Annotated in this window: 19 protein-coding genes; 10 read left to right on the top strand and 9 right to left on the bottom strand. The window is 68.2% G+C overall.

The features are described 5' to 3' along the window. Window positions 1-1,512 carry an alpha-N-arabinofuranosidase gene (locus C3E87_RS05855; protein WP_076060510.1) on the top strand — a complete coding sequence of 504 codons (1,512 nt, stop codon included), beginning with the start codon at window positions 1-3 and terminating at the stop codon, window positions 1,510-1,512. Between the two features lie 20 nt (window positions 1,513-1,532). Then, window positions 1,533-3,890, top strand: coding sequence for a family 43 glycosylhydrolase (locus tag C3E87_RS05850; RefSeq protein ID WP_143570915.1), 2,358 nt, complete (start codon window positions 1,533-1,535; stop codon window positions 3,888-3,890). A 48-nt stretch (window positions 3,891-3,938) separates the two neighbouring features. Here C3E87_RS05850 and C3E87_RS05845 read toward each other — a convergent pair whose 3' ends face one another. Continuing rightward, on the bottom strand, window positions 3,939-4,787 hold the full coding sequence (locus C3E87_RS05845; RefSeq protein ID WP_076060506.1) for a thioesterase family protein: 849 nt from the start codon (window positions 4,785-4,787) through the stop codon (window positions 3,939-3,941). Window positions 4,788-4,791: 4 nt separating this feature from the next. Then, window positions 4,792-6,627 (bottom strand): long-chain fatty acid--CoA ligase, encoded by a 1,836-nt coding sequence (locus tag C3E87_RS05840; protein WP_076060504.1) that lies wholly within the window; start codon window positions 6,625-6,627, stop codon window positions 4,792-4,794. Between the two features lie 109 nt (window positions 6,628-6,736). Between C3E87_RS05840 and C3E87_RS05835 the strand changes: the two genes are divergently transcribed. The 4 genes from C3E87_RS05835 (at window position 6,737) to C3E87_RS05820 (ending at window position 11,574) form a co-directional block, all read left to right on the top strand. Further along, entirely contained in the window at window positions 6,737-7,192 is a 456-nt protein-coding gene (locus tag C3E87_RS05835) for a MarR family winged helix-turn-helix transcriptional regulator (RefSeq protein WP_076060502.1), read from the top strand. A 63-nt stretch (window positions 7,193-7,255) separates the two neighbouring features. Continuing rightward, window positions 7,256-10,042, top strand: a complete 2,787-nt coding sequence (locus C3E87_RS05830; RefSeq protein WP_083665436.1) for an FAD-binding and (Fe-S)-binding domain-containing protein — start codon at window positions 7,256-7,258, stop codon at window positions 10,040-10,042. Window positions 10,043-10,121: 79 nt separating this feature from the next. Then, complete coding sequence (locus C3E87_RS05825; protein ID WP_083665435.1) at window positions 10,122-10,613, top strand: RNA polymerase sigma factor; 492 nt, start codon at window positions 10,122-10,124, stop codon at window positions 10,611-10,613. Continuing rightward, entirely contained in the window at window positions 10,606-11,574 is a 969-nt protein-coding gene (locus C3E87_RS05820; RefSeq protein ID WP_076060498.1) for a hypothetical protein, read from the top strand. Before C3E87_RS05825 ends, C3E87_RS05820 begins: the two co-directional genes overlap by 8 nt. 69 nt (window positions 11,575-11,643) lie before the next feature. On the opposite strand, the gene C3E87_RS05815 is transcribed toward C3E87_RS05820, so the two are convergent. The 5 genes from C3E87_RS05815 to C3E87_RS05795 all read right to left on the bottom strand — a co-directional run bounded on the left by C3E87_RS05815 (window position 11,644) and on the right by C3E87_RS05795 (window position 18,727). Then, entirely contained in the window at window positions 11,644-12,006 is a 363-nt protein-coding gene (locus C3E87_RS05815) for a hypothetical protein (protein WP_143570914.1), read from the bottom strand. Window positions 12,007-12,252: 246 nt separating this feature from the next. Beyond that, entirely contained in the window at window positions 12,253-13,932 is a 1,680-nt protein-coding gene (gene ettA, locus C3E87_RS05810; RefSeq protein WP_076060493.1) for an energy-dependent translational throttle protein EttA, read from the bottom strand. Between the two features lie 69 nt (window positions 13,933-14,001). After that, complete coding sequence (locus C3E87_RS05805; RefSeq protein WP_076060491.1) at window positions 14,002-15,612, bottom strand: GTPase; 1,611 nt, start codon at window positions 15,610-15,612, stop codon at window positions 14,002-14,004. Further along, the gene (locus C3E87_RS05800; protein ID WP_076060488.1) at window positions 15,612-17,333 is read right to left on the bottom strand and encodes a GTPase domain-containing protein; all 1,722 of its coding nucleotides are present in this window, start codon (window positions 17,331-17,333) and stop codon (window positions 15,612-15,614) included. The genes C3E87_RS05805 and C3E87_RS05800 overlap by 1 nt, the downstream gene beginning before the upstream one ends. Next, entirely contained in the window at window positions 17,330-18,727 is a 1,398-nt protein-coding gene (locus C3E87_RS05795; RefSeq protein WP_076060486.1) for a PrsW family intramembrane metalloprotease, read from the bottom strand. The genes C3E87_RS05800 and C3E87_RS05795 overlap by 4 nt, the downstream gene beginning before the upstream one ends. 76 nt (window positions 18,728-18,803) lie before the next feature. Here C3E87_RS05795 and C3E87_RS05790 point away from each other — a divergent pair, with 76 nt between their 5' ends. After that, window positions 18,804-19,400 carry a 2'-5' RNA ligase family protein gene (locus tag C3E87_RS05790; protein WP_076060483.1) on the top strand — a complete coding sequence of 199 codons (597 nt, stop codon included), beginning with the start codon at window positions 18,804-18,806 and terminating at the stop codon, window positions 19,398-19,400. A gap of 7 nt (window positions 19,401-19,407) precedes the next feature. Here C3E87_RS05790 and C3E87_RS05785 read toward each other — a convergent pair whose 3' ends face one another. Further along, complete coding sequence (locus tag C3E87_RS05785) at window positions 19,408-19,719, bottom strand: monooxygenase (RefSeq protein WP_076060481.1); 312 nt, start codon at window positions 19,717-19,719, stop codon at window positions 19,408-19,410. 152 nt (window positions 19,720-19,871) lie between these two features. Here C3E87_RS05785 and C3E87_RS05780 point away from each other — a divergent pair, with 152 nt between their 5' ends. Both C3E87_RS05780 and C3E87_RS05775 read left to right on the top strand, forming a co-directional pair. After that, the gene (locus tag C3E87_RS05780) at window positions 19,872-20,759 is read left to right on the top strand and encodes a metallophosphoesterase family protein (protein WP_083665434.1); all 888 of its coding nucleotides are present in this window, start codon (window positions 19,872-19,874) and stop codon (window positions 20,757-20,759) included. Window positions 20,760-20,778: 19 nt separating this feature from the next. Further along, window positions 20,779-21,312, top strand: a complete 534-nt coding sequence (locus C3E87_RS05775; RefSeq protein ID WP_076060477.1) for a DUF1697 domain-containing protein — start codon at window positions 20,779-20,781, stop codon at window positions 21,310-21,312. Window positions 21,313-21,417: 105 nt separating this feature from the next. Here the strand turns inward: C3E87_RS05775 and C3E87_RS05770 are convergent, their stop codons facing one another. Beyond that, the gene (locus C3E87_RS05770) at window positions 21,418-21,765 is read right to left on the bottom strand and encodes a TfoX/Sxy family protein (RefSeq protein WP_076060475.1); all 348 of its coding nucleotides are present in this window, start codon (window positions 21,763-21,765) and stop codon (window positions 21,418-21,420) included. Window positions 21,766-22,002: 237 nt separating this feature from the next. Here C3E87_RS05770 and C3E87_RS05765 point away from each other — a divergent pair, with 237 nt between their 5' ends. Then, window positions 22,003-22,470, top strand: coding sequence for an NUDIX domain-containing protein (locus C3E87_RS05765; protein ID WP_076060473.1), 468 nt, complete (start codon window positions 22,003-22,005; stop codon window positions 22,468-22,470). The last annotated feature ends 173 nt before the right edge of the window (window positions 22,471-22,643 follow it).

The following is a 22,643-nucleotide window of genomic DNA, read 5'->3' as shown; positions in this document are numbered from 1 at the left end:
ATGCTCACCACCGCCGTCATCAACCTCGACGTCCCCGGCCCCAGGATCAGCCGACACCTCTACGGGCACTTCGCCGAACACCTCGGCCACTGCATCTACGAGGGGATCTTCGTCGGCGAGGATTCCCAGATCCCCCACACCCGCGGCATGCGCACGGATGTGGTGGAGGCGCTGAAGGCCCTGGACATCCCCAATCTCCGGTGGCCCGGCGGCTGCTTCGCCGACGAGTACCACTGGCGCGACGGCGTGGGCCCCCGGGACCAGCGCCCCACCGTGGTCAACACCCACTGGGGAAACGTGGTGGAGGACAACTCCTTCGGCACCCACGAGTTCATGGACCTGTGCGACCAGCTGGGCACCGAGCCGTACATCTGCGGCAACGTCGGTTCCGGCACCGTGCAGGAGATGGCTGACTGGGTGGAGTACCTCACCCGCTCCGGCGACGCCCCGATGTCGAAGCTGCGCCGCGAGAACGGGCGCGACGAACCGTGGCGCATCCCCTTCTGGGGCGTGGGGAACGAGTCCTGGGGTTGCGGCGGCAACATGCGCGCCGAGTACTACGCCGACCTGGCCCGCCAGTACTCGACCTACTGCCGCGAGCACGACGGCAACAAGCTCTACAAGATCGCCGGCGGCGCCAACGTGGACGACTACCACTGGACCGAGACTCTGATGAAGACCCTCGGCGACCTGGGCTGCGGCTGCAACCCCCGCCACTTCTTCGACGCCATCTCGCTGCACTACTACACCTACCCGGGCGAATGGCCGCCCACCTACAGCGCCACCGAGTTCAGCACGGACGTCTACTACGACACCATGCGCTCGGCGTTCCGGATCGAGGAACTCCTCACGCGGCACGGCACCATCATGGACGCCTACGATCCCGGCAAGCGGATCGGCCTCGTGCTCGACGAGTGGGGCACCTGGTTCGCAGCCGAACCCGGCACCAACCCCGGCTTCCTGTTCCAACAGAACACCATGCGCGACGCGCTGGTGGCATCAGTGCACTTCGACTCCTTCCACCGCCACGCCGACCGCCTGGTCATGGCCAACATCGCCCAGGTGCTCAACGTCCTGCAGGCCGTCCTCCACACCGACGGCGACCGCCTGGTCAAGACACCCACCTACCACGTGTTCGAGATGAACAAGGGGCATCACGACGCGGACTCGCTCGCGGTGTCCTGGATCGGCGAGCCGGTCAGCACCCGTGAGGTGGGCAAAGCCACCGTGCCGATGGTTTCGGCATCGGCCTCCACCAAGGACGGCGCGGCGCTGGTCTCCCTGAGCAACATCGACCTCGAGGCCGCAACCACGGTGCGGCTGGCCCTGCGCGGCCGGCCCGTCACAGCGGTGACGGGCCGGATCCTGACCGCCCCGTCGATCAGTGACCACAACAGCCCCGACGTGCCCGACGCGGTGGCCCCGTCGTCGTTCGAGGTCGGCCTCCCGGCCGACGGCGTCCTCGAGGTCGAACTTCCGCCCCACTCCTTCGTCACCCTGTCCCTGACCTGATACCCACCTGAGGAGCAACAATGTCGTCTCTCCGCTCTCCCCTGTCTATGTCCGTGGCGATGGTGGCCACTCTGTCGCTGATCGCCGCCTCACCGGCCGAGGCACGGCCGCCCGAGGCACCCCAGCTGCCCACGCCCGCGTTCGCGGACGCCACGGTGCACGACCCCGACCACATCGAGGTCGACGGTGTGCATTACGTGTTCGGCTCCCACCTCCAGGCGGCCTCGAGCACCGACCTGGTCCAGTGGGAGCAGATCGCCGCCGACGTGACCCCCGAGAATCCGCTGTTCGACGATGTCACCGCCGAGCTCTCCGAGGCGCTCACCTGGGCGGAAACCGAAACGCTGTGGGCACCGGACGTGATCCAGCTGGCCGACGGCCGCTTCTACATGTACTACAACGCCTGCCGTGGCGACTCACCCCGCTCCGCGATGGGCATCGCGGTGGCCGACGAGGTCACCGGCCCGTACGAGGACCTCGGCCTCATCCTGAAATCCGGCATGTGGGGCCAGCCCTCCGAGGACGGCACCATCTACGACGCCACGGTGCACCCGAACGTCGTCGACCCGGATGTCTTCTTCGATGCCGACGGCCGTCTCTGGATGGTCTACGGGTCCTTCTCAGGGGGCATCTTCATCCTGGAGCTGGACCCCTCCACCGGCTTCCCGCTGCCGGATCAGGGGTACGGCAAGCACCTCTGGGGCGGCAACCACGCCCGCATCGAGGGCCCTGCGGTCAGCTATGACCCCGCCACCGGCTACTACAACCTGTTCGTCACCTACGGCGGGCTGGATTCGACGGGTGGCTACAACATCCGCGTCGCCCGCGCCACCAGCCCGGACGGGCCGTACCTCGACGCGGAGGGACGCGACATGGCCGAGGTCAAGGCGGATCCGGCCAAGCCGTTGTTCGACGACGCCTCCATCGCGGAGTCGGCCGTGAAGTTGTTGGGCAACCACGAGTTCCAGCGGCTGCCCGGTGACCCGGGAGCGGGACGCGGGCTCGGGTACGTCTCCCCCGGCGGCAGTTCCCCGTTCGTCGACGAGGCCACCGGCCAGCAGTTCCTGGTCTTCCACACCCGCTTCCCCGGCCGCGGGGAGGAGCACCAGATCCGGGTGCACGAGATGTACACCGATGACGACGGGTGGCCGGTCGTCGCGCCGCTGCGCTACGGAGGCGCCACAGCCAGGGACGTCAAGAGGCACGACGTCGTCGGCACCTACGCGGTGGTGGCCCACGCCCCGCGCACCATCGACACCGACATCCATCAGGCCGTCTCCCTCGAGTTGACGCAGCAGGGTCAGGTCACCGGCGCCATGAGCGGCACGTGGGAACGGGACGGCCGGTCGCGCCTCATCCTGCGGCTCAGCGGAACCACGTACGTGGCAGAAGTGGCCCGCCAGTTCGACCCTGACCAGGGGCGATGGGTCACCACCTGGAGCGCGCTGGCACCCCACGGGGCGGCACTGGGCGCCATTCAGCAGCTGCAGGTCGAGCCGGACGAGGCGGTGGAGCGGGTGCTGGCCGACCTCACGGTGCCGGCCACCGCCATCAGCGACCTCACTCTGCCCACCGCCGGCACCCAGGGGTCGACCATCGTGTGGATCAGCTCGGCCGAATCGGTCATCGCCGCTGACGGTTCGGTCGTCCGGCCCACGGCCGGGGAACCCGACGCGACGGTGGAGTTGACCGCCACCGTCACCAACGGCCTCGTCACCGGCTCGCGGCAGTTCACCGTCGTGGTGCCCGCCCGCGTCGAGGGCGGGCTGGTGGCTAGCTACCCCTTCGACGGCGACCTCGACGCCGCCGACGGGCAGACCGCAGGCACGGTGAGCGGCCCGCGGATCGGTGCCACCGGCGGCAGCATCACGTTCGGCGAGGGGGTACAGGGCCAGGCTGCAATGTTCGACGGCGGCTCGGGCGTGCGGCTCCCCGATGGCCTCGTCTCCGGGCCCACCTGGTCGGTCTCCCTGTGGTTGAAGCCCACCGTGACCACGCAGTTCACCCCCACCTTCTTCGCCGCGCGCGACGAAACCTCCTGGGTGAGCCTGCTGCCGTCCGGACACGGCGGCGTGGGCGGTGGCTCGATGATCTGGTCCGGTTCGGCCTGGTACGACGCCGGCTTCGGGCAGAAGCTGCCCGTCGGCGCCTGGTCCCACGTGGCGTTCACCGTCGACTCCGGGAAGCTCACGGCCTGGGTGGATGGCACCCGCGTCTTCGAGGGCACCGGGTTCCCGGACGTGCTCACCACCACCGACGGGGTCTTCAGCCTGGGCGTCAACTGGTGGGACGTCCCCTACTCGGGCGCGATGGACGAGCTACGGGTCTACAACGCGCCGCTGTCCGACGCAGAGGTGGTGGAGTTGGCCGCGCGCTGACGCACCGCAGTGGTGGCTCCGCGAAAGGTTCGCGGAGCCATCATCGCGTCAGGACACCAGGCGGCTCTCCAGGTTCGTCCGCAGCGACCCGGGCAACGTCGACTTGTTCAGCGCCTGATCGGCCACCACCAGGATGGTCCGCGCCCGGTTGTGCACCGTGCCCGTCGCCGGGTCGACGATCTCCGAGGCCAGCACGATCGACGACGACCCCAGCTGCACGGGCGCGACTCGCACCTCGTACGGCGCCAGGCGGTGTTCGAGCTGCGCCAGGTAGTCGACGTCCTGCCGGGAGACGAGCCACATGTGCTCCGCGCCTTCCGAGCCGGCCCGGGCCATGGTCGGATCCCACTGCGTGGTGGCCTCGATGCGCGCCTGTTGCAGGTAGTCGTAGACCTTCGCGTTGTTGACGTGCCCGTAGCTGTCCAGATCCGTCCAGCGCACCGGCAGCGACACCGGGGTGCCTGCGCCCTCCAGCGACGGAGCCCTCAGGTCGCGCAGCGGCTCCACCTCCCTGCGGTGGGTGTCGAAGAACTCGCGGTACTCGGGCTTCAAGCGGATGGGCCGCTGCTCCTCGAAGCTGAAGGCGCACAGCATCGTGCGCGCCACGAGGGCGGCCTCACCGCCCTGGGACACCTCATAGGCCAGCTCCACCCGCGACGCCCCCAGCCGCGACACCCCCAGCTCGACGATCACCTCGGCGCCGTCGTAATGGAGGGGCCGGCGGTACTCCACCTGGTGGCTGACCACGACGATGCCCTCGTCGAGCAGTGCCGACGCGGCGCCGCCGCGCAGGAAGACGACGCGCGCCTCCTGCAGGTAGTCGACCGTCACGGCGTTGTTGATGTGCCCCTGCGCGTCCATGTCGGACCAACGCAGGGGGCACTTCCAGCGGAACAAGGGGTCAGTCCTCCCGCGGGTACAGGGTGTCGACGACGTCGGCGTACTTGTCGGTGACCGCACCGCGGCGCACCTTCATGTTGGCGGTGACGCCCGCGTTCTCGACGGTGAGCTCGTGGTCCAGGATGGCGAACTGCTTCACCGTCTCCCACTTCTCGAGCCGCTCGTTGACCCGGCCCATCCACTTCTCGATGGAGGCCCTGATCTCCGGCCGCTGTGACTGCTCGGCGTAGCTGAGGTGCCCGAGTTCGCGCTTGTCGGCCCACTTCTGCAGCATCACCGGGTCCAGCACGATGAGGGCGGCCACGAACTTGCGCCCCTCGCCCACGGCGATGGACTGCGACACGTAGGGGATGTTCGCCTGGATGGCGCCCTCCACCTTCTGCGGAGCCACGAACTTCCCGCCGGAGGTCTTGAACAGGTCCTTCTTGCGGTCCGTGATCTTGACGTGGCCGGTGGGGGCGATCTCGGCGATGTCGCCGGTGTGGTACCAGCCGTCGTCGTCGATCGCCTCAGCGGTCTGGTCCGGCAGGTTGTGGTAGCCGGGGGTGATGATGGGGCCGCGCAGCAGCAGCTCGCCGTCGTCAGCCAGCTTGCTCTCGACGCCCGGGACGATGGCGCCTACGGTGCCGAAGTGCGGGTCCGCCGGCAGGTCGACGGCGGCGATGGCGCTGGTCTCCGTCGCGCCGTAGCCCTCCACGATGAGGATGCCGGCGCCGTAGAACCACTTCTGGATCTGCGGGCTGAGCTTTGCGGAACCCGAGATCATGAACTTCATCTGGCCACCGAGGCGCTCCTTCAGCTTGGAGAACACCAGCTTGTCGGCGATCTTGTACTGCACCGCGAGCGCACCCTTGAGCGGGCGGCCGGCGAGCCGGTCGTCGATGGAGCGGTAGCCCACGGAGAACGCCCAGCGCGCGATCCTCCCCTTGACGCCGGTGCTGCTGGTGAGGACGGCGGCGCGCACCTTCTCGAAGATGCGCGGTGCACCGCACATGAAGGTGGGGTGCACCTCGCCCAGGCCCTGGACGATCTTGTCGATCCGGCCGTCGACCGCTGACGCGAAGCCGTAGTCCAGTTGCGCGGCGATCAGCGCCTTGCCGAAGACGTGGCTGAGCGGCAACCACAGGAACTGCAGTTCGTCGGGGCCGATGATGTCGAGGTACTTGGTGGCGGCCCCCTCGTACACCCAGGACAGGTGGTTGAGCCGCACGCCCTTGGGGCGGCCGGTGGTGCCCGAGGTGTAGATCAGGGTGGAGAGCGTGTCGTGGTTGGTCGAGGCGATGGATTCGTCCAGTGCGTCGGGCTTCTCCTTGAGGTGGGCCTCGCCCAGTTCCATCAGTTTGTCGTAGGAGACGATGCGGTCGTCGAAGGTGACGCCCGTGCCGTCGATCACGACGATGGTGTGGATCTGCTGGTCGAAGTCAGAGGTGTCCTGCACCTTGGCCAACTGTTCGGCGTTCTCGGCCACGAACACGCTGGAGCCGGAGTCGCTGACGATGTAGTGCACCTCGTCAGGGCCCGTGTTGGGGTACACCGTCGTGGTGGCTCCTGCCGCGACCGCGATGGCGAGGTCAAGGAAGATCCATTCGACGCGGGTGCTGGAGCAGATGGCCACGCGGTCCTCGTACTTCACGCCGCGGGCGAGGAGTCCGGCGCCGAGCTTCTCGATGATCTCGTTGGATTCGCGCCAGGTGAGGCGGCTCCAGGTGTTGGGGCCCTCAGCCTTGCCGTCGGGGTACATGAACGCCAACTTGTCGGGCGTCTCCGCCACACGCCGCCGCAGCATTGCGCCGACAGAATCGGCCGAGCGCGACATGATCTCTTCACGAAGTCCCATGGGATCCCTTTCAACGGTTGCAGGCAAGGTTAACGTGCCACTGCGGCGTCGGCTAGGGATTTGGCGGACCAACTACTTTAATTCTCAACCATTGTGCTATCCTGGTCACATGACAGAACCAGTTGCAGGCTGGCTCACGGAGAGCCAGCAACGTGTCTGGCGGAGCTACCTCCTGGCCAACACGCATATCAATGAGTATCTCGACGAGGCGCTGAGGCAGTTTAACCTCTCTCTGCCCGAATATGAGGTGTTGGTACGGCTCAGCGAGTCCCCCAACCACACGCTGCGCATGGGCGAGCTCGCCTCCTCGGTGGGCCATTCCCGTTCCCGGTTGACGCACACCGTCAAGAGGATGGAGCGGATGGGCCTGGTCTCGCGCAATTCGTGCGATTCCGACGGCCGCGGCGTGCAGGCCACCATGACGGAAGAGGGCTTCGACCTCCTCAAGCGGGCAGCGCCGCACCACGTGGATTCGGTGCGCCGGGTCTTCGTCGACGCCATCAACCCTGAGGATTACGCGGCCCTTGGCCGCGCGATGCAGTCAGCACTCGCCGTCACGGACTGATCCGCCGGGAGGCGTCGGTGGATACCTTTCGACATTCTTCTCCCGACGCACGAAACTAGGGGGGTGACCGTCGACACCGCTGCCCCCCACGCCCGGCTACTGAGTGAGCTGGGTGAGCTCGCCAGCATCGTCGACACCTCCACGCTGACGCGCGCGCTCTATTCCTCGGATGCCTCGCTGTACCGCGTCGAGCCGCTGGCCGTCGCCCACCCGCGCACCTCCGACGAGCTGATCGCCCTCGTGCGCGCCTGTCTGGCCACCGATACCCCCATCACCGCCCGCGGCGCGGGTACATCCTGCGCGGGCAACGCCGTCGGGCCGGGGCTGGTGATCGACGTGGCGAAGCACCTCCACACGATCCACTCCATCGACCCCGTGACCGGCACCGCCGTCATCGATCCGGGTGTGGTGCAGGATCAGCTCCAGATCGCCGCGCGCCCCTACGGCCTGCGGCTCGGGCCCGATCCGTCCACCTCCAGCCGCTGCACCGTCGGCGGCATGATCGGGAACAACGCCTGCGGCCCCCGCGCCCTGGGCTACGGTCGCATGTCCGACAATGTCGTCTCCCTCGACATCATCACCGGCACCGGCGAGCTACTGACGCTCGGGGTCGACGACGTGCCTGAGCTCCGCACGCTCGTCGCCGCCAACCTGGGCGTGATCCGCACGGAGTTCGGCACGTTCATCCGTCAGGTCTCCGGCTACTCGCCGGAACACCTCCTTCCGGAGAAGAAGTTCGACCTGCCCAAGTTCTTCGCCGGCACCGAGGGCACGTTGGGTGTGATCGTGCGCGCCACCGTGCGGCTGGTCACCGACGCCCCGGTCAGCGTCATGGTGGCGTTGGGCTACCCCACCATGCCGGACGCGGGCGACGACATCGCCAACCTGCTGCGCTTCCAGCCCACCGCGTGCGAGGGCATCGACAGGCGCATCGTCGACGTGGTCATCGCGAAGAACGGGCCGGAGGCCGTGGGCGAACTGCCTGCAGGCGACGGCTGGATGTTCCTCGAACTCGTCGGCGACGACCGCGCCGAGGTGCTGGAGCGCGCCCACGCCGTCGTCGCCGGATCCGCCGCGACGGAGGGCTGGGTCGTCGACGACCCCGCCCGAGCCATCAGCCTCTGGAAGATCCGTGCCGACGGCGCCGGCCTGGCCGGCGTGAGCCTCGAGAAGCCCGCCTACGGCGGTTGGGAGGACGCGGCCGTCCCGCCGCAGCACCTGGGCGAGTACCTGCGTCGCTTCGACGAACTCCTCGGCCGGTACAACCTGCACGGGCTGCCGTACGGCCACTTCGGCGACGGGTGCGTGCACTGCCGGATCGACTTCCCGCTCACGGAGCCGGACGGCGCCGAGCGCTACAAGGCCTTCGTCGAGGAGGCCGCACAACTGGTGGCGTCCTTCGGCGGCTCCATGTCCGGCGAACACGGCGACGGCCGCGCCCGCTCCGCCCTGCTGCACCACATGTACTCCCCCGAGGCGCTCGGCCTGTTCCGCCAGATCAAGAACGTCTTCGACCCGAAGGGCCTGCTCAACCCCGGCGTCCTCGTCGATCCTGCCCCCATCGAGGCGGATCTGCGGATGGTGGCGGCCAGCAGGTCGCCGTTGTCGCTGAGCGATGCAGATTTCGTTGAGGCCGTGCACCAGTGCTCCGGCGTGGGCAAGTGCCTGGCGAACTCGACGGCGGCCGGCGGCGTGATGTGCCCCAGCTACCAGGCCACCCGCAACGAGAAGGACTCGACGCGCGGCCGGGCGCGCGCGCTCCAGGAGATGGTCAACGGCTCCCTGATCACCGGCGGGTGGCGCTCCCCCGAGGTGCACGCCGCTCTCGACCTCTGCCTCAGCTGCAAGGGTTGCGCGCGCGACTGCCCCACCGGCGTCGACATGGCGGCGTACAAGGCGCGCGTGATCCACGAGACGTACAAGGGTCGCCTCCGTCCCAGGGCCCACTACGCGCTGGGTTGGCTGCCGCGCTGGGGTCGCCTCATCACGCGCGTCCCCGGCCTGGGCAGACTGGTCAACCTCGTCGGCGGGGCGCCCGTGCTGGGCCGGCTCCTGAAGTTCGCCGCCGGCGTCGACGGCCGCCGCCAGATCCCCCGCTTCGCCTCGAAGACCGCCCGAAGCTCCCTGAGCCTGGGCGCCGTCGAAGGCGCCAAGGGCCGCGTGCTCATCTGGGTGGACTCCTTCTCGGACTGCTTCGAATCCACCTCCTTCGCCGCCATGGTGCAGGTCCTCGTCCGCCTCGGCTACGAGCCCGAGGTCCTCGAGGAGACCGCGTGCTGTGGCCTCACCTGGATCTCCACCGGGCAACTCGACGGCGCCCGCCGCCAACTCACGAACGCCGCGGCCGTGCTCGCCCGGTATGTCCGCGACGGCGTGCCCATCGTCGGCGTGGAACCCTCCTGCACGGCGGTGTGGCGCAGCGACGCCCCTGAGCTGCTCCCCGAGGACGCGAACGTCGCCGCGCTCAACGGCAAGGTCCTCACCCTGGCGGAGTTCCTCACGGCAGACCCGGATTTCACGCCGCCGGATCTCAGCGGCCACACCATCGTCGCCCAGCCGCACTGCCACCACGCCTCCGTGATCGGGTGGGCGAAGGATCAGGCGATCCTGCTGCAGACCGGCGCGGACCTGGTGCAGGTGGGCGGCTGCTGCGGCCTGGCCGGCAACTTCGGCGTCGAACGCGGACACCACGAGGTGAGCGTCAAGGTCTTCGAGCACGATCTGGGCCCCGCCGTCGAGGCGCACCCGGACGCGATCGTGCTGGCCGACGGCTTCTCCTGCCAGACGCAGCTCACCTCGCTGGCCGGCCGCTCGTCGATGTCGCTCGCGGAGCTCCTCGCCACGCACTGATCGAAGCTGCTCCAGAATTGATGCAACCGAACTCAGGGGCCGTGCGTATTCACAGCAGAACACGCTGAGAGGAGGCGCCATGGACGAGGCACAGTTCGACCGGTTGTACACCGGGTCGTTCCAGAAACTCGTCGGCCAGATCTACGCGATGTGCGGCAATCTGACCGAGGCGCAGGACTGCGTCCAAGAGGCGTTCATCCGCGCCTGGGACCATCGCAGAAAACTTGACTGGGACCAGAACCCCGAGGCCTGGATCCGCACCACCGCGTACCGCCTGGCCGTCAGTCGCTGGCGCAAGGCCCGCCGGGGATTCCGCCAGGCCGACCGTGCCGTCGAACCGGAGCGCACCTACGAGCCGAGCCCGGACAGGGTCGCGATCAACAGGGCGCTCGACCAACTGCCCGACGACCAACGCCGCGCCATCGTGCTGTACCACCTCTGCGACATGAGCGTGTCCCAGGTGGCCGACGAGGTGGGCTCACCCACCGGGACCGTAAAGGCCCGGCTCGCCCGAGGCCGCGCCACGCTGGCGCGTCTTCTCAACACTGACTTGGAGGTCCGACATGCCTGATGGCATTCCTGAGCTGGACCGCCTGGCCGCCGATGCCAAGAAGGTCGACATGCTTCCCCCGTCCGAGATCCGCCGCCGCGGCAACCGCCGCCGCACCACCCGCCACGTGTCCGTGGCTGCAGGGGTCATGGCGCTGGTGCTCACCGCCGGTGTGGGTGTCTGGCAGAGCCCGCTGCTCGACCAGCTGCGCACCCCCCAGTGGGCCAACACCGCCATCCCCCAGACGCCGTCCCCCACGGCCTCCGACGGTGCCACCGAGGTGCCCACGGAGTCGCCGTCGCCCTCCCCGTCACCGACTCCCCGACCGGCCGGAACGGCCTCCGGTGAACCGGTGGTGCCGCCCACGGACCCGACGGTGGCCCCACCCTCGTATGCGAACCTGCCCACGGCGGAGATGCTGTTCCTCGACCAATCGCCCGGCGTGATCAAGAACGAGTTCGAAGGGCTGGGCGTCTCGTCGCTGTGCCTGCCGGGTGACGTCGGTACACCCATCACCGCCCTCAGCCGCGAATACGGCAGGGAGGGTGACTGGCCCGCCTACATCAGCGCCGCGGTGCTCGGTTACGCCACCCCGGAGGAGGCCTCGGCCGGGTTCGACCTGCTGAAGGCCGGGTCCCTGACGTGCGCCGACGTTGACCCCAAGTTCGGGGCCCCGTCGGAAGTCACCACGCGGGATCTGACTGAAGATGTACCGTTCGACAGTTCGGCGGTGGACGCCTCCCCTGCTCGGATGAGCTACGTCACCGGCCTCATGATCCTGACCGAGCCGGAGAAGGAGGGCTTCGGCGTCTTCACCGACACCGTCGTTGTCCAGGCAGGAGAACGCGTGTTGTTGCTCACTTCGGCATTCGAGGGCATGGACAACAACTGCGAGCCCAGCGGGGAGGATCCGGACATCGGGCAGTGCCAACTTCCCGCCGCCATTCCAGAGGCGATCCAGGCACTGGTGGAGCCCAGTTGACGGCAACCCCGCCCCCCGTGGAGCCCCCGGGCGCTCAAGCCACCCTTCTTGAGCCGCCTGGGGGCTCCGTCACACAGTGGGGGGCTTCCGCCACTTCCTGACGGCCCTCTCCCCCTCGACGATGATCGACGCCAGCAATGTGACGTACAGCACCGGAATGAGCCAGAACAGCACCGCCGACAGACCGTTGGCGAAAGCGCTGCCGAACAGCCCCATCAGCACCGAGGGATAGACCGCGCCCGGCCGCGACTCCGGCAACGCCAGGGCCAGCACCACCCAGGCCACGTAATAGATGAAGGACAACCGTGCCGCCACCGGCCCCAGCCAGTGCCGCCACTGCCGACGGCGATACGTCCAGGCCAGCATCCCCGCGATGACCTGCCCGGCGATGATGGCCGGCAGCCCGATGATGGTGAAGAGCGCGAACGTCATGTCTGCCGGAGCCGCCGCGAATCTCACCACCGCCAGCAAGAGCGGTAGGAGCACACTGCCCCACCACAAGCCCTGATACGCATACTCACCCAAGGGGTACCTCGGGACCGGCGTGTGCGAAGGCATGGATTCCAGCCTACCGCGGCCCCGTGCAGCCGCACCGATGACCGACCCGTCCCCAATGGGAAACGCCCCGTCGCGCATCGCGCAGACGGGGCGTCGCCCATGCTCGGGGGGAACCGACGATCAGCGGGTGAGGCGGCGGTGGGCCGTCGACTTCGGGCGCGACGCCATGGGGCCGAGTCGCTCGACCTTGTTGACCTCGTAGTCGGCGAAGTTGCCCTCGTACCAGAACCAGTTGGCCGGATCCTCGTCGGTGCCCTCCCACGCCAGGATGTGCGTGGCGACACGGTCCAGGAACCAGCGATCGTGGGAGATCACCACGGCGCAGCCGGGGAAGTCGAGCAGCGCGTCTTCGAGCGACTGCAGCGTCTCCACGTCCAGGTCGTTGGTGGGCTCATCGAGCAGGAGGACGTTGCCGCCCTGCTTCAGTGTCAGCGCCAGGTTGAGGCGGTTGCGCTCACCACCGGACAGCACGCCGGCCAGCTTCTGCTGGTCCGGACCCTTGAAACCGAACGACGCGACGTAGGCGCGCGACGGCATCTCGAAGTTCGCCACCTTGATGTGGTCGAGCCCGTCGGAGACGACCTCCCACACGTTCTTCTTCGGGTCGATGCCCGAGCGGCCCTGGTCGACGTAGCTGAACTTCACGGTCTCGCCCACCTTCACCGTGCCGGAATCAGCTTCCTCCTGGCCGGTGATGGTCTTGAACAGCGTGGTCTTGCCGACGCCGTTGGGGCCGATGATGCCGACGATGCCGGCGCGCGGCAGGGTGAAGGACAGGCCGTCGATCAGCACCCGATCGCCGAAGCCCTTCTTGAGGTTGCGCACCTCGAGGACCACGGAGCCCAGGCGCGGGCCCGGCGGGATGTTGATCTCGGACAGGTCGACGGCGCGACCCCGCTCGGCCTCGGCGGCCAGTTCCTCGTAGCGGGCCAGGCGGGACTTGCTCTTGGCCTGGCGGGCCTTCGGGTTGGAGCGCACCCACTCGAGTTCCTTTTCGAGGATCTTGGCGCGCTTGGCGTCCTTCTTGCCCTCGATCTGCAGGCGCTCGCGCTTGCTCTGCAGGTAGGTGGAGTAGTTGCCCTCGTACGGGTGCAGGCGGCCCCGGTCGATCTCACAGATCCACTCCGCGACGTTGTCGAGGAAGTAGCGGTCGTGCGTGACCGCCAGGACGGCGCCCGGGTAGTTCTTGAGGTGCTTCTCCAACCAGTCGACGGATTCGGCGTCGAGGTGGTTGGTGGGCTCGTCGAGGAGCAGCAGATCAGGCTCTTCGAGCAGCAGCTTGCACAGCGCCACGCGGCGGCGCTCGCCACCGGAGAGCACGTTGACCGGGGCGTCCGGCGGCGGGCACTGGAGCGCGTCCATGGCCTGCTGCAGCTTGGAGTCGAGCTCCCACGCCTCGCGGTGGTCGAGCTCCGTCTGGAGCGTGCCCATCTCTTCGAGGAGCTTGTCGAAATCTGCGTCCGGCTCCCCCATCAGGGCGCCGATCTCGTTGAACCGGTCCATCATCGCCTTGGTTTCGGCGACGGCCAGTTCGACGTTCTCGATGACGGTCTTGTCCTCGTCGAGCGGGGGCTCCTGGAGCAGGATCCCGACGGTGGCGTCCTTCTTGAGGGCGGCTTCACCGTTGTTGGGCCGCTCGAGGCCCGCCATCACCTTCAGGAGGGTGGACTTGCCGGCTCCGTTCGGACCGACGACGCCGATCTTGGCGCCTGGCAGGAAGTAGAGGGTGACGTTATCCAAAATGACCTTTTCACCGGCGGTCTTCCGGACGTTCTGCATGCTGTAGATGAACTCAGCCACGTGTATCGGTTTTCCCTTCGTAACGGACCGCGGGCCAGTCTATGCGGGAATGCGGACAACCCAGAAACGCTAGCTGAGCCGATCCAGGGCGGAGCGGGCCTGCACGTAGCGCTGGACCTCCGCCTCGGCGGGGGCCACGACGTGCTCACTGCCCACCTCCGCCACCGAGGCGTTGAGCGCCTTCCTCGCGCGCTTCGCCGCGCCCTTCGCAGCGGCGCTGATCGCGAGGCCGGACAGGCCCGACAGCACGATCCCGGCCAGCACTCCCCCGATCACCATCAGCGTGGGAACGGGCAGTTGGAGCCCGCCGTCGGGGCCCATGGGATACACGTCCACCTTCGGCAGCGAGAAGTAGCTCAGCACCACGTTGAGCGTCAACCACAGGGCACCCGCCACGACGGCGACGATCAGTACCCACTGCAGGGCCCTGATCAGCTGCCACCACACGGGCGTGCGGTCCACCTTGAGGTCGGTGGCGACGACGGCGCGGTCGAGCTGGTCCGGCAGCGTCGCCTCCGACGTGTGCACCGCGCGGCTGATGGCGTCGCGCCAGCCGGGGGGCATCCCGTCGCGGAGTTCGTTGGCGAGGCCACGCAGGCCAGTGGAGAGGTGCGACGACGCCGCGGCCGAGCGCGCCGGCAGCGAGCTACGCGTCAGCCCGCCCTGCGGTTCCAGCTCAGCCGGTGCCGCGCCGCGCTTCGCCCCGAGGCGCAGCCGCTTCAACGGATCCGGCTTCAACCTGCCGATCCACTTCACCAGCGGCCAGCCCGTGGCCAGGCGACCCCGGTGCTTCACCGAGTTGCGCACCGCGTCGACCACGATGGGCACCCCCGCCGCGGCGGACAGTTGGGCGTTGAGCCGCTGGACGGTGTCCTTGCTCACGCCGCGGGTGACGGCGCGGCCCATGGCCGCGTCGAGTTCCCGGGCGGCGACGGCGGCGTCTGCCTGGAGCCGGGTGGTCGTTGCGCGCTTCCCGGTGGCCAGCTTCGCCAGGCGGCCCCGGAGGTCGTCGATCCCCATGCCGGTGACCGCCGACGTGGCGAGGATGGGCACGTCGTGCAGCCCGTCGTCGTCCAACAGCCTGCGGATGTGCGCGAGGCAGCGCGCCAGGTCCTCGGGAGACAGCTTGTCGGCCTGGTTCAGCACCACCGTGATGACCTCGCGGTGCCTGGCCAACGGCCGCAGGTAGCGCTGGTGGAGGGCTGCGTCGGCGTATTTCTGGGGGTCGAGCACCCAGATGAACTGGTCGACGAGCGCGACGAGGCGGTCCACCTCGTCGCGGTGGGCCGTGGCGGTGGAGTCGTGGTCCGGCAGGTCGAGCAGGATCAGGTCCTGCATGCCGTCTGCGGGCGGCTCCACCTCGTGGCGGCGCGCCACCGCCAGCAGGTCCAGCAGCCGGCTGTTGGTGGCGGAGAAGCTGGCGGCCATGGTGAGCGCCGTCGTGGGCCTGCGGGGGCCCTGCTCTGCCAGGCGGGTGCCGGTGAGGGCGTTGAAGAGGCTGGACTTGCCGGATCCGGTGGCGCCCGCGATGGCGACGACGGTCTGGGCGCCGGCGGCCAGCCTGCGGGGGGCGTGCGCCAGGACGGCGCGGGCGCGCGCCTCCGCCTCGGCTGGGATGCGGCCCTGCGCGAGGTCGAGGACCTCGGTGAGTGCTGCGAGGTGGTCGGCGATCAGTGACATCACAGCTCCGGGGCGGTCAGGTCGTCGAACGCGCTGCGCGCGGCGTCCCGGAGGGTGACGGCGGCGCTCTCGAGTTGGGCGGTGGCGCCGTCGTCGACGGCGAGCGAATCGAGGATGGCGCCGTAGCGTGACAATTCGACGGACAGCACGCCCTGGACGCGGGCCTCGAGGTCTGCCTGGGCCTGTTCGGCGAGCTTCCGGACGGCGCCTTCGCCGAAGACGGCTTCGAGGAGTCGCTGGGCGAGCACCGAGGCGCCGCCGGCGATGCCCACCTCCGCTCCGGTGAGCCCGCCGGTGGCGGCGAACACGACGATCATCAGGGCCAGCGCGAGGATGTTGGTTCCCAGCGCGAGGAAGCGGGCCTTCATGCGTTTGCCGCGGCCCTGCTCCTCGACGAGGCGCATCACGTCGGACTGCCAGGCGCGGATGGCGGCGGTGGCCGCGGCGTCGAAATCCGTCGACGGGTGGGCGAGGCCGGGCTCGGCGACGATGATGTCGCGGCCCCAGCGGGTGCGTGACCACTTCACGGCCACCTGTTCCGCGGCCCACTGGCCCTTCTCCTGGAGGACGGCGGCGAGGTTGTCGGAGATGGCGACCTCGACGGCGTGCACCTCGGGTTCGCCGCGGAACCAGCCGGTGAGGCGGTCCCGGAAGGCGCTGATGCGTTCCTCGATGGAGCGCATGAACTCGCCGGTGCCGACGAGGTCCTGCCAGCGGCTGAGGATCTCGCCGCGCAGCATGGTGCCGTCGCCAGCGGCCTCGGCGACGTCGACGACGGCCTGGCGGTAGGTGCTGACGGACTGTTCCCGCAGCTCCTCGATGGCCTCGTTCTGGCGGTGGATGCCGCCGATGAGTTCGTGGAGTTGCGGGTCCAGCGAGCGCACGGAGCCGGCCAGCGACTGCACCGCCACCTGCGCCCGGGCCTCGGTCTGCGAGGCGAGCTGCCCCAGCCACTGCCGCAACCCGCCGACATCCGGCAGCGGGAGCATCCCGTCGTGCCCCAGGGCGCGTTCGACGATGGCGAACAGCTTGGCCGACGCCAGGCCACGCTCGGCGAGCATCTGGGCCAGATGCCCGGCCACCTGGGCGATCGCGCCCGGTGGGCAGCGGTTGACGACCACCGCCAGCATCGTGTTGCGCTCCTGCGCCTGGTGGAGGTAGTCCCAGGGCACGGCGTCGGCGTAGCGGGCGGCGGAGGTGACGAAGACCCAGAGGTCTGCCGCGAGGAGGAGTTGGCGGGCCAGCGCCCGGTTGGCGTCGTCGACAGAATCGATGTCGGGTGCGTCGAGCAGAGCCAGGCCGGGGGGCAGGTCGGGGAACGCGACGATGTGCAACGCCCGGGAGTCGTGGAGTTGGGTGTCGGTGCGCACCAGCCCGGGCAACACCTTGTCGGAGCGGAACCACTCCTCGTCGTCGGGGTGGCAGATCAACACAGGCGACTTCGTCGTCGGGCGCAGCACACCCGGGCGCGTCACCTCGGCCCGGAGGAGCGAGTTCACGATGGTGGACTTGCCGGCGCCCGTGGAGCCGCCGACCACGGCGAGCAGCGGTGCGTCGAGCCGGGAGGCACGCGGCAGCAGGTAGTCGCGGACCTGGTGCGCCAGCGAACCCGCGAGGCTACGCAGGGATTCGGCGCCGTCGAGGGGAAGCGGGAACTGCGCCGACGGCAGGGTGGCGTCGAGCAGGTGGAAGGCGTCGACGAGCTTCTGGGATCCGCTCATGAACGCACAGGATAGTTGCCGCCGACGCCGGCCGGGCCGGGCGCGACGGGTTGGGCGTAGTTACTGGTGAGCGGCCCACCCGGCCCCTCCTCGGGCGGCGGGGGCAGTTCGCTGGCCTTCTTCTTGCGCGGCGGGATCATGGGCTGGCCCGCGTAGTCGCTGAAGGTGATCTGCTGGAGCGAGTGGATCTCGGTGATGAGTTGGTGGGCGCGGTCGTCGCCGGCCTCCGAGACGAGGCCGCGCGTCATGGCGTTGCGCAGGTACGCCAGCTCCGTGACGCGACGCACCAGCTTCGATGTGCGCCACCAGATGCGGGGGCCGCGGAACAGGGCGTAGAGCAGCAGCTTGGCGCGACGGAGGGGGCGGCCGTAAAGCTCGACGTCGCGCTCGGTGAGCCAGCCGGCGTGCTGGTAGTCGCCCAAGCGGGCCCGGATGATCTGCGCATTGCCGACGATGCTGACGATCAGGGAGATGACGATCACGGCCACCAGACCCAGCGCCATGTACCACTGGATCATGAGGTTGTCGATGGAGTTGGTGGACGACAGGCCGTTGAACAGCATGTGGCCCGCGCAGGCGAGCAGGTAGCCGCCCACCGGCGCCATGACCCGGACCCACTTCGAGCGGGCGCCCAGCCCGACCGCGAGGCCGGCGGCGGTCATCATCGTGAACAGCGGGTGGCCGAACGAGGTGTACACGCCGCGCAGCATCACCAGTTCCATGAAGGACTCCGCGGGTTCCGCGATGGTGATGTCGTGCGTGGCCTGCATCCAGACGCGGCCGTAGTAGATGATGTTCTCGGTGAACGCGAAGCCGACGGCGGACAGCCCGGCGAGCGTGATGATAGAGAGCCGCGACACGATCTTGTTGCGCCAGAGGATCACCAGCAGCACCAGGATGGTGGCCTTGGCGAACTCCTCCACGAACGGAGCGGAGAAGATCGCGGCGCGCGACCCCGCGTCGGAGTTGGCCTGGGTGGTGGCCATGGCCTGGCCCATCCACGTGTTGACGTGGATGGAGAACCAGGTGGAGGCGCAGGCTCCCCACCCGAGCGCCAGTAACCAGACGACGGGGCTCGAAGCCCGGAACCGGTCGAGCAGGATGAACAGCGTCGTGTACGCGAGGCCGGTCCACATGGCCCAGTACGCGCCGAGCTTGAGGGCCTCGTTGCTGATGCCCAGCGAGCGGGTGCCGTCCTCGAACGTCTGCTCGGGGTGCAGCATCCAGTACTGGTCGTAGAGCGCCCAGAAGTACAGCGGAAACAGGATCAGCGCCAGCCAGAACAGTGGGCTGCGCAGGAGCCGCAGGTACCAGGGGCGCCTGGGCCCATCCTGCGGCAGGCCGTTCAGCCAACGGCCGCGCGTCGTGGGCTGGCTGATCTGCGCTGTACTCATAGTGCGCCCAGACTACCGGCCGATCGTCCTGCGCCCGAGGATCCGCCGCCCGCTTCCCATCGCTAGGCTCAGCGCCATGCGCAGCTTCTTCGAGCAGATGACCCCCTGGACCCAGAACGACGGGTCGCTCCACGTGTACGCCCTCCCCACAGACGACGTCCAGGACCGCCTCGACGAGGCCGCGTCCCGTCTCGACGGCCTGCCGAACCTTCCTCTGATGCCCGCCTCGTGGCGGCACTTCACCGTGCGCCGGCTGGCCCAGTTCGACGACCTGAAGCACGCGGACCTCAGCCGCCTCGCGCAGCACCTGACCGACGAGCTCGAGACCGTCCGCGCCTTCGACCTGAACCTGAGCGCGCCCCAGCCCCAACCGGTCGCCGTGGAATGCGTCGCGGACTCGACTTCGGCGTGGGTGTCGCTGGTCGAGGCCGTCGGCCGTGCGGCGGCCAGTTACGGCGGCGACGTCCTCGGGGCGCCGTACGGCCCCCACGTCTCCCTGGCCTACGCCACCGGCGAGGTCGACGACGCGGAGCTCCAGCGCCGACTCGAGGGCGCCCCCGAGGTGGGTCCCGTGCGCATCGGGTCCGTCCATCTGGTGTCCGTCACGGTGCGTCCGGAGTTGGGCTGGTTCGACTGGATCGAACTCGCCAACTGGACCCTCGACGCCAACTGAGGCCGGTTCAGACAGCCTGCAGGCTCGCCCGGTTCACGCTCGTGAGGGTTTCGTTGACGTCGGAGTAGATAACCTTTACATCCGTGATCCCGAAACCGGCGAGGCGCTCGGTGTGCATCGCGACGTAGGCCTCCGCGTGCTCGCGGGATTCGAAGAGGTAGATGCCGCCGGAGAGGCCGGCAGCTTCGTCTTCGATCCACACTTTCCAGATGAAGCCCGGCTCTGCGTTGATGGATTCGGCGAGGCCGCGGAACGCCTCTGCCATCTCCGCTCCCCACGGCCCGTGCATGGGGAAATTCACTTGTACCAATACAGTCATCGTTGTTCTCTCGGTCGGTGGTGACGATCAAGCTACGTCAGTGCAACGGCGACGCACAAGCACCGGCACGTCCACCAATCGGGGACGACGACCGCGTCACAGACCTATGATCGAAGAGAAGCCAGCGAAGGGCGGTGATTGCCGTGAAGACGATGACACGTCTCTCGGAGGCCTACAGGGAGGCCCGGGTTGAGCTGATCGACGACACCTCGCGCTACGTGATCATGAGCGACTGCCATCGCGGGGACGGCTCGAAGTCGGACGAATTCCTGAAGAACAAGAACACGTTCACGGCAGCGATGGACTATTACTGGCGCAACGGGTTCACCTATGTGGAGGCCGGTGACGGCGACGAGCTCTGGGAGCACGACTACAAGCACATCATCAGAGCCAACCGCGCCGTGTGGGAACAGGTGCTCCAGTTCCACCGTGCCGACAGGTACATCCGGATGTGGGGTAACCACGACATTGTGTTGAAGGAGCCCCACTACGTCCGCGAGCATCTGTGGACCGCTAAGGCTGTCGCCACCGGTGAGGTGGAGCCGTTCTTCGACGGCTTGGAGCCGGTGGAAGCGGTCGTGTTCCGGCACAAGCAGACGCACCAGGACATCCTGCTGGTGCACGGGCACCAGGGTGACCTTCCCAACGACCAGGCATGGCGATTCAGCCGGTTCATGATGCGCGCCTTCTGGAGGTATGCGCACGCCTTCGGTTTCCACAGCCCCACGAGCCCGGTGGCCAACGCGGACAAGCGGCACAAGGTGGAGCGCAACTACGCGAAGTGGATTCGTCAGAACCGGACGGCACTCATCTGCGGCCACACCCATCGCGAGAGGTTCCCCCGCGAGAACGGGGTGCCCTACTTCAACTCGGGCAGCTGCGTCTACCCGTCGCACATCACGGCCCTGGAAATCACTGGGGACACCATCGCTCTTGTCCGATGGCGCGTGGACCCGAACGAGGACGCGCTCCTGCAGGTCACCCGCCGGGTGATGGCGGGACCCGAACCGCTGTCGAAGTTCGATCTCCGCCACAGCTGAACGCGATGGGCACGTGAGCATGCAGGTGGCGTTCTTCCGGAACATGAACCTCGGCCAGGCGCGGAGCAGATCGCCGCGCAGTCCGGAGTTGCTGGATGCCTTCACGGCGGCCGGCGCGACCAGCGCCGTGAACTTCCAGACCAACGGCACCGTGATCTTCTCCGGCGACGAACCCGCAGCGCTCGCGGAGTCCGTGGTCGGGCGGCTCACAGCTGTCACGGGTTACTCCGACCTTGTTGTGGTCCGCTCGGCGGACTGGCTCATCGACACGGTTGGGCACCTCGATCCCGACCTACCTGGCGGCGAGTTCACCCTCTTCGAAGCCCTCAGCGTCCCGGAACTCGTGCTGCCTCACGTCGAACGCGGTCCCACCGGCGAGCTCGTCGTGCACGAACTCAGCTCAGGCCACGCGGTCACGAGCGTCACCGGTTCAGGAATCTCCGCCGGCCCGGAGCTGACCCGGTTGCTCGGCGTCCCGGTGACCTGCCGGGGAATCCCCACGATGCAGCGACTCGTCGCCCGGTTGACGGTCCTCGCCGCGCAGCAAACGTAGACCCACCTGCGGGACGCATTCATCGGCTACCCACGAACACCAAGGGCGTACGACACGGTTGCCCTGCTCGAATCAGAGCGTCGCCTCGAGCTCAAGGGCTGCGGCCTACTCCTTCGACTTCTTCGGTGCTTTCGCCGCAGCCCGCTCCACCGCCGGGACGACCCAGGCACGCAAAGCAGCTGCGTCTGGAATCTCTGCCGCGCCGACCAGCACCACGCCTCCCATGGTTCGTTCCCCCATCGTCGCTGGGGAGGCGCCCTTGTCAAGTGCCACGCCCATGCCGTCCTTGCCGACGTGAACCATCAAGTCACCATCGGTGACGCCCACGGCCATGTGAGTATTCACAGTCCAGCAGAGACCACCGAACATCTTGATCTCGCGATACCCGCCGGTCCCGGCCGCGGCTTCGACCGCAGCCCGGATCCGCTCAGCCAAGCCCTCGTCATACGCCATCAAACCCTCCGACCCTGCTGTCGCATATCCGCACGCAACCGACCCGTTGGCTCTCCATCCGATCGCCCGTGATCGGTCAGAAGCTCCGGCCCTCAATGCCCACACCATACTGGCCACCCGTGCCCAACGGGGTGTGCCCTTCTCTGGCCGGCTGCATCCCATTCGGCAGATCCGGACTTGAGCGTCAGCCCTCTGGCCTCGCACGGAACTGCCGGTAGTGCGCCCTACGATCGAACCATGAACCTCGGCGTGCACCAGCGGCAACGCATTGCGGCATACGGCCTTGCGCGCAGCGGCCACGAGGTGTTGTTGGTACGTGTGGCCGAAACGGCCGGGAGACCCAGCACCTGGTGGCTGCCCGGAGGTGGGCTCGAGTTCGGTGAGACACCCGAACAATGCCTCACTCGGGAGTTCGCGGAGGAGACCGGGACGAGTCCACAGATCATAGGTCTACTCGATGTTGTCTCTGACGTGAGCCGCTTGAGGAACGAACCGGTGGAACTCCACTCAATTCGGCTCATCTATGATGTGGAAGTCCGGGATCGCGTACTGAGGGCAGAGAGCAGCGGATCGCCTGAACAGGCAGAGTGGGTGCCGGTCAGCCACATTCACATCATGCACTTGGTGCCCTGGCTCCGAAACTGGCTCTCATCTCGCGACTTTGTGCCGAACGCCCGTGAACCCGGCGAAATGGACCGCCCCTGACAGCGGCAGATCCGGATGATCTTCTCCCATCAAGCCCAAGCGCCGACCGTCGACAGAGTCGAGTCCATTGCTCTGGCATCGCACAGCGTGGGTTCAGGGCTCACGCGCCCGCTACCTATGACTACGTCCGTCGCCATTGAGGCCGCACCGTTCGTCGATGCAGCTCAAGGAAT

This window comes from Tessaracoccus sp. ZS01 (assembly GCF_022342445.1).
Lineage (GTDB): Bacteria > Actinomycetota > Actinomycetes > Propionibacteriales > Propionibacteriaceae > Arachnia.
The sequence above is the reverse complement of the archived record's forward strand: the minus strand, read 5'-3'. Positions and strand labels throughout refer to the sequence as shown.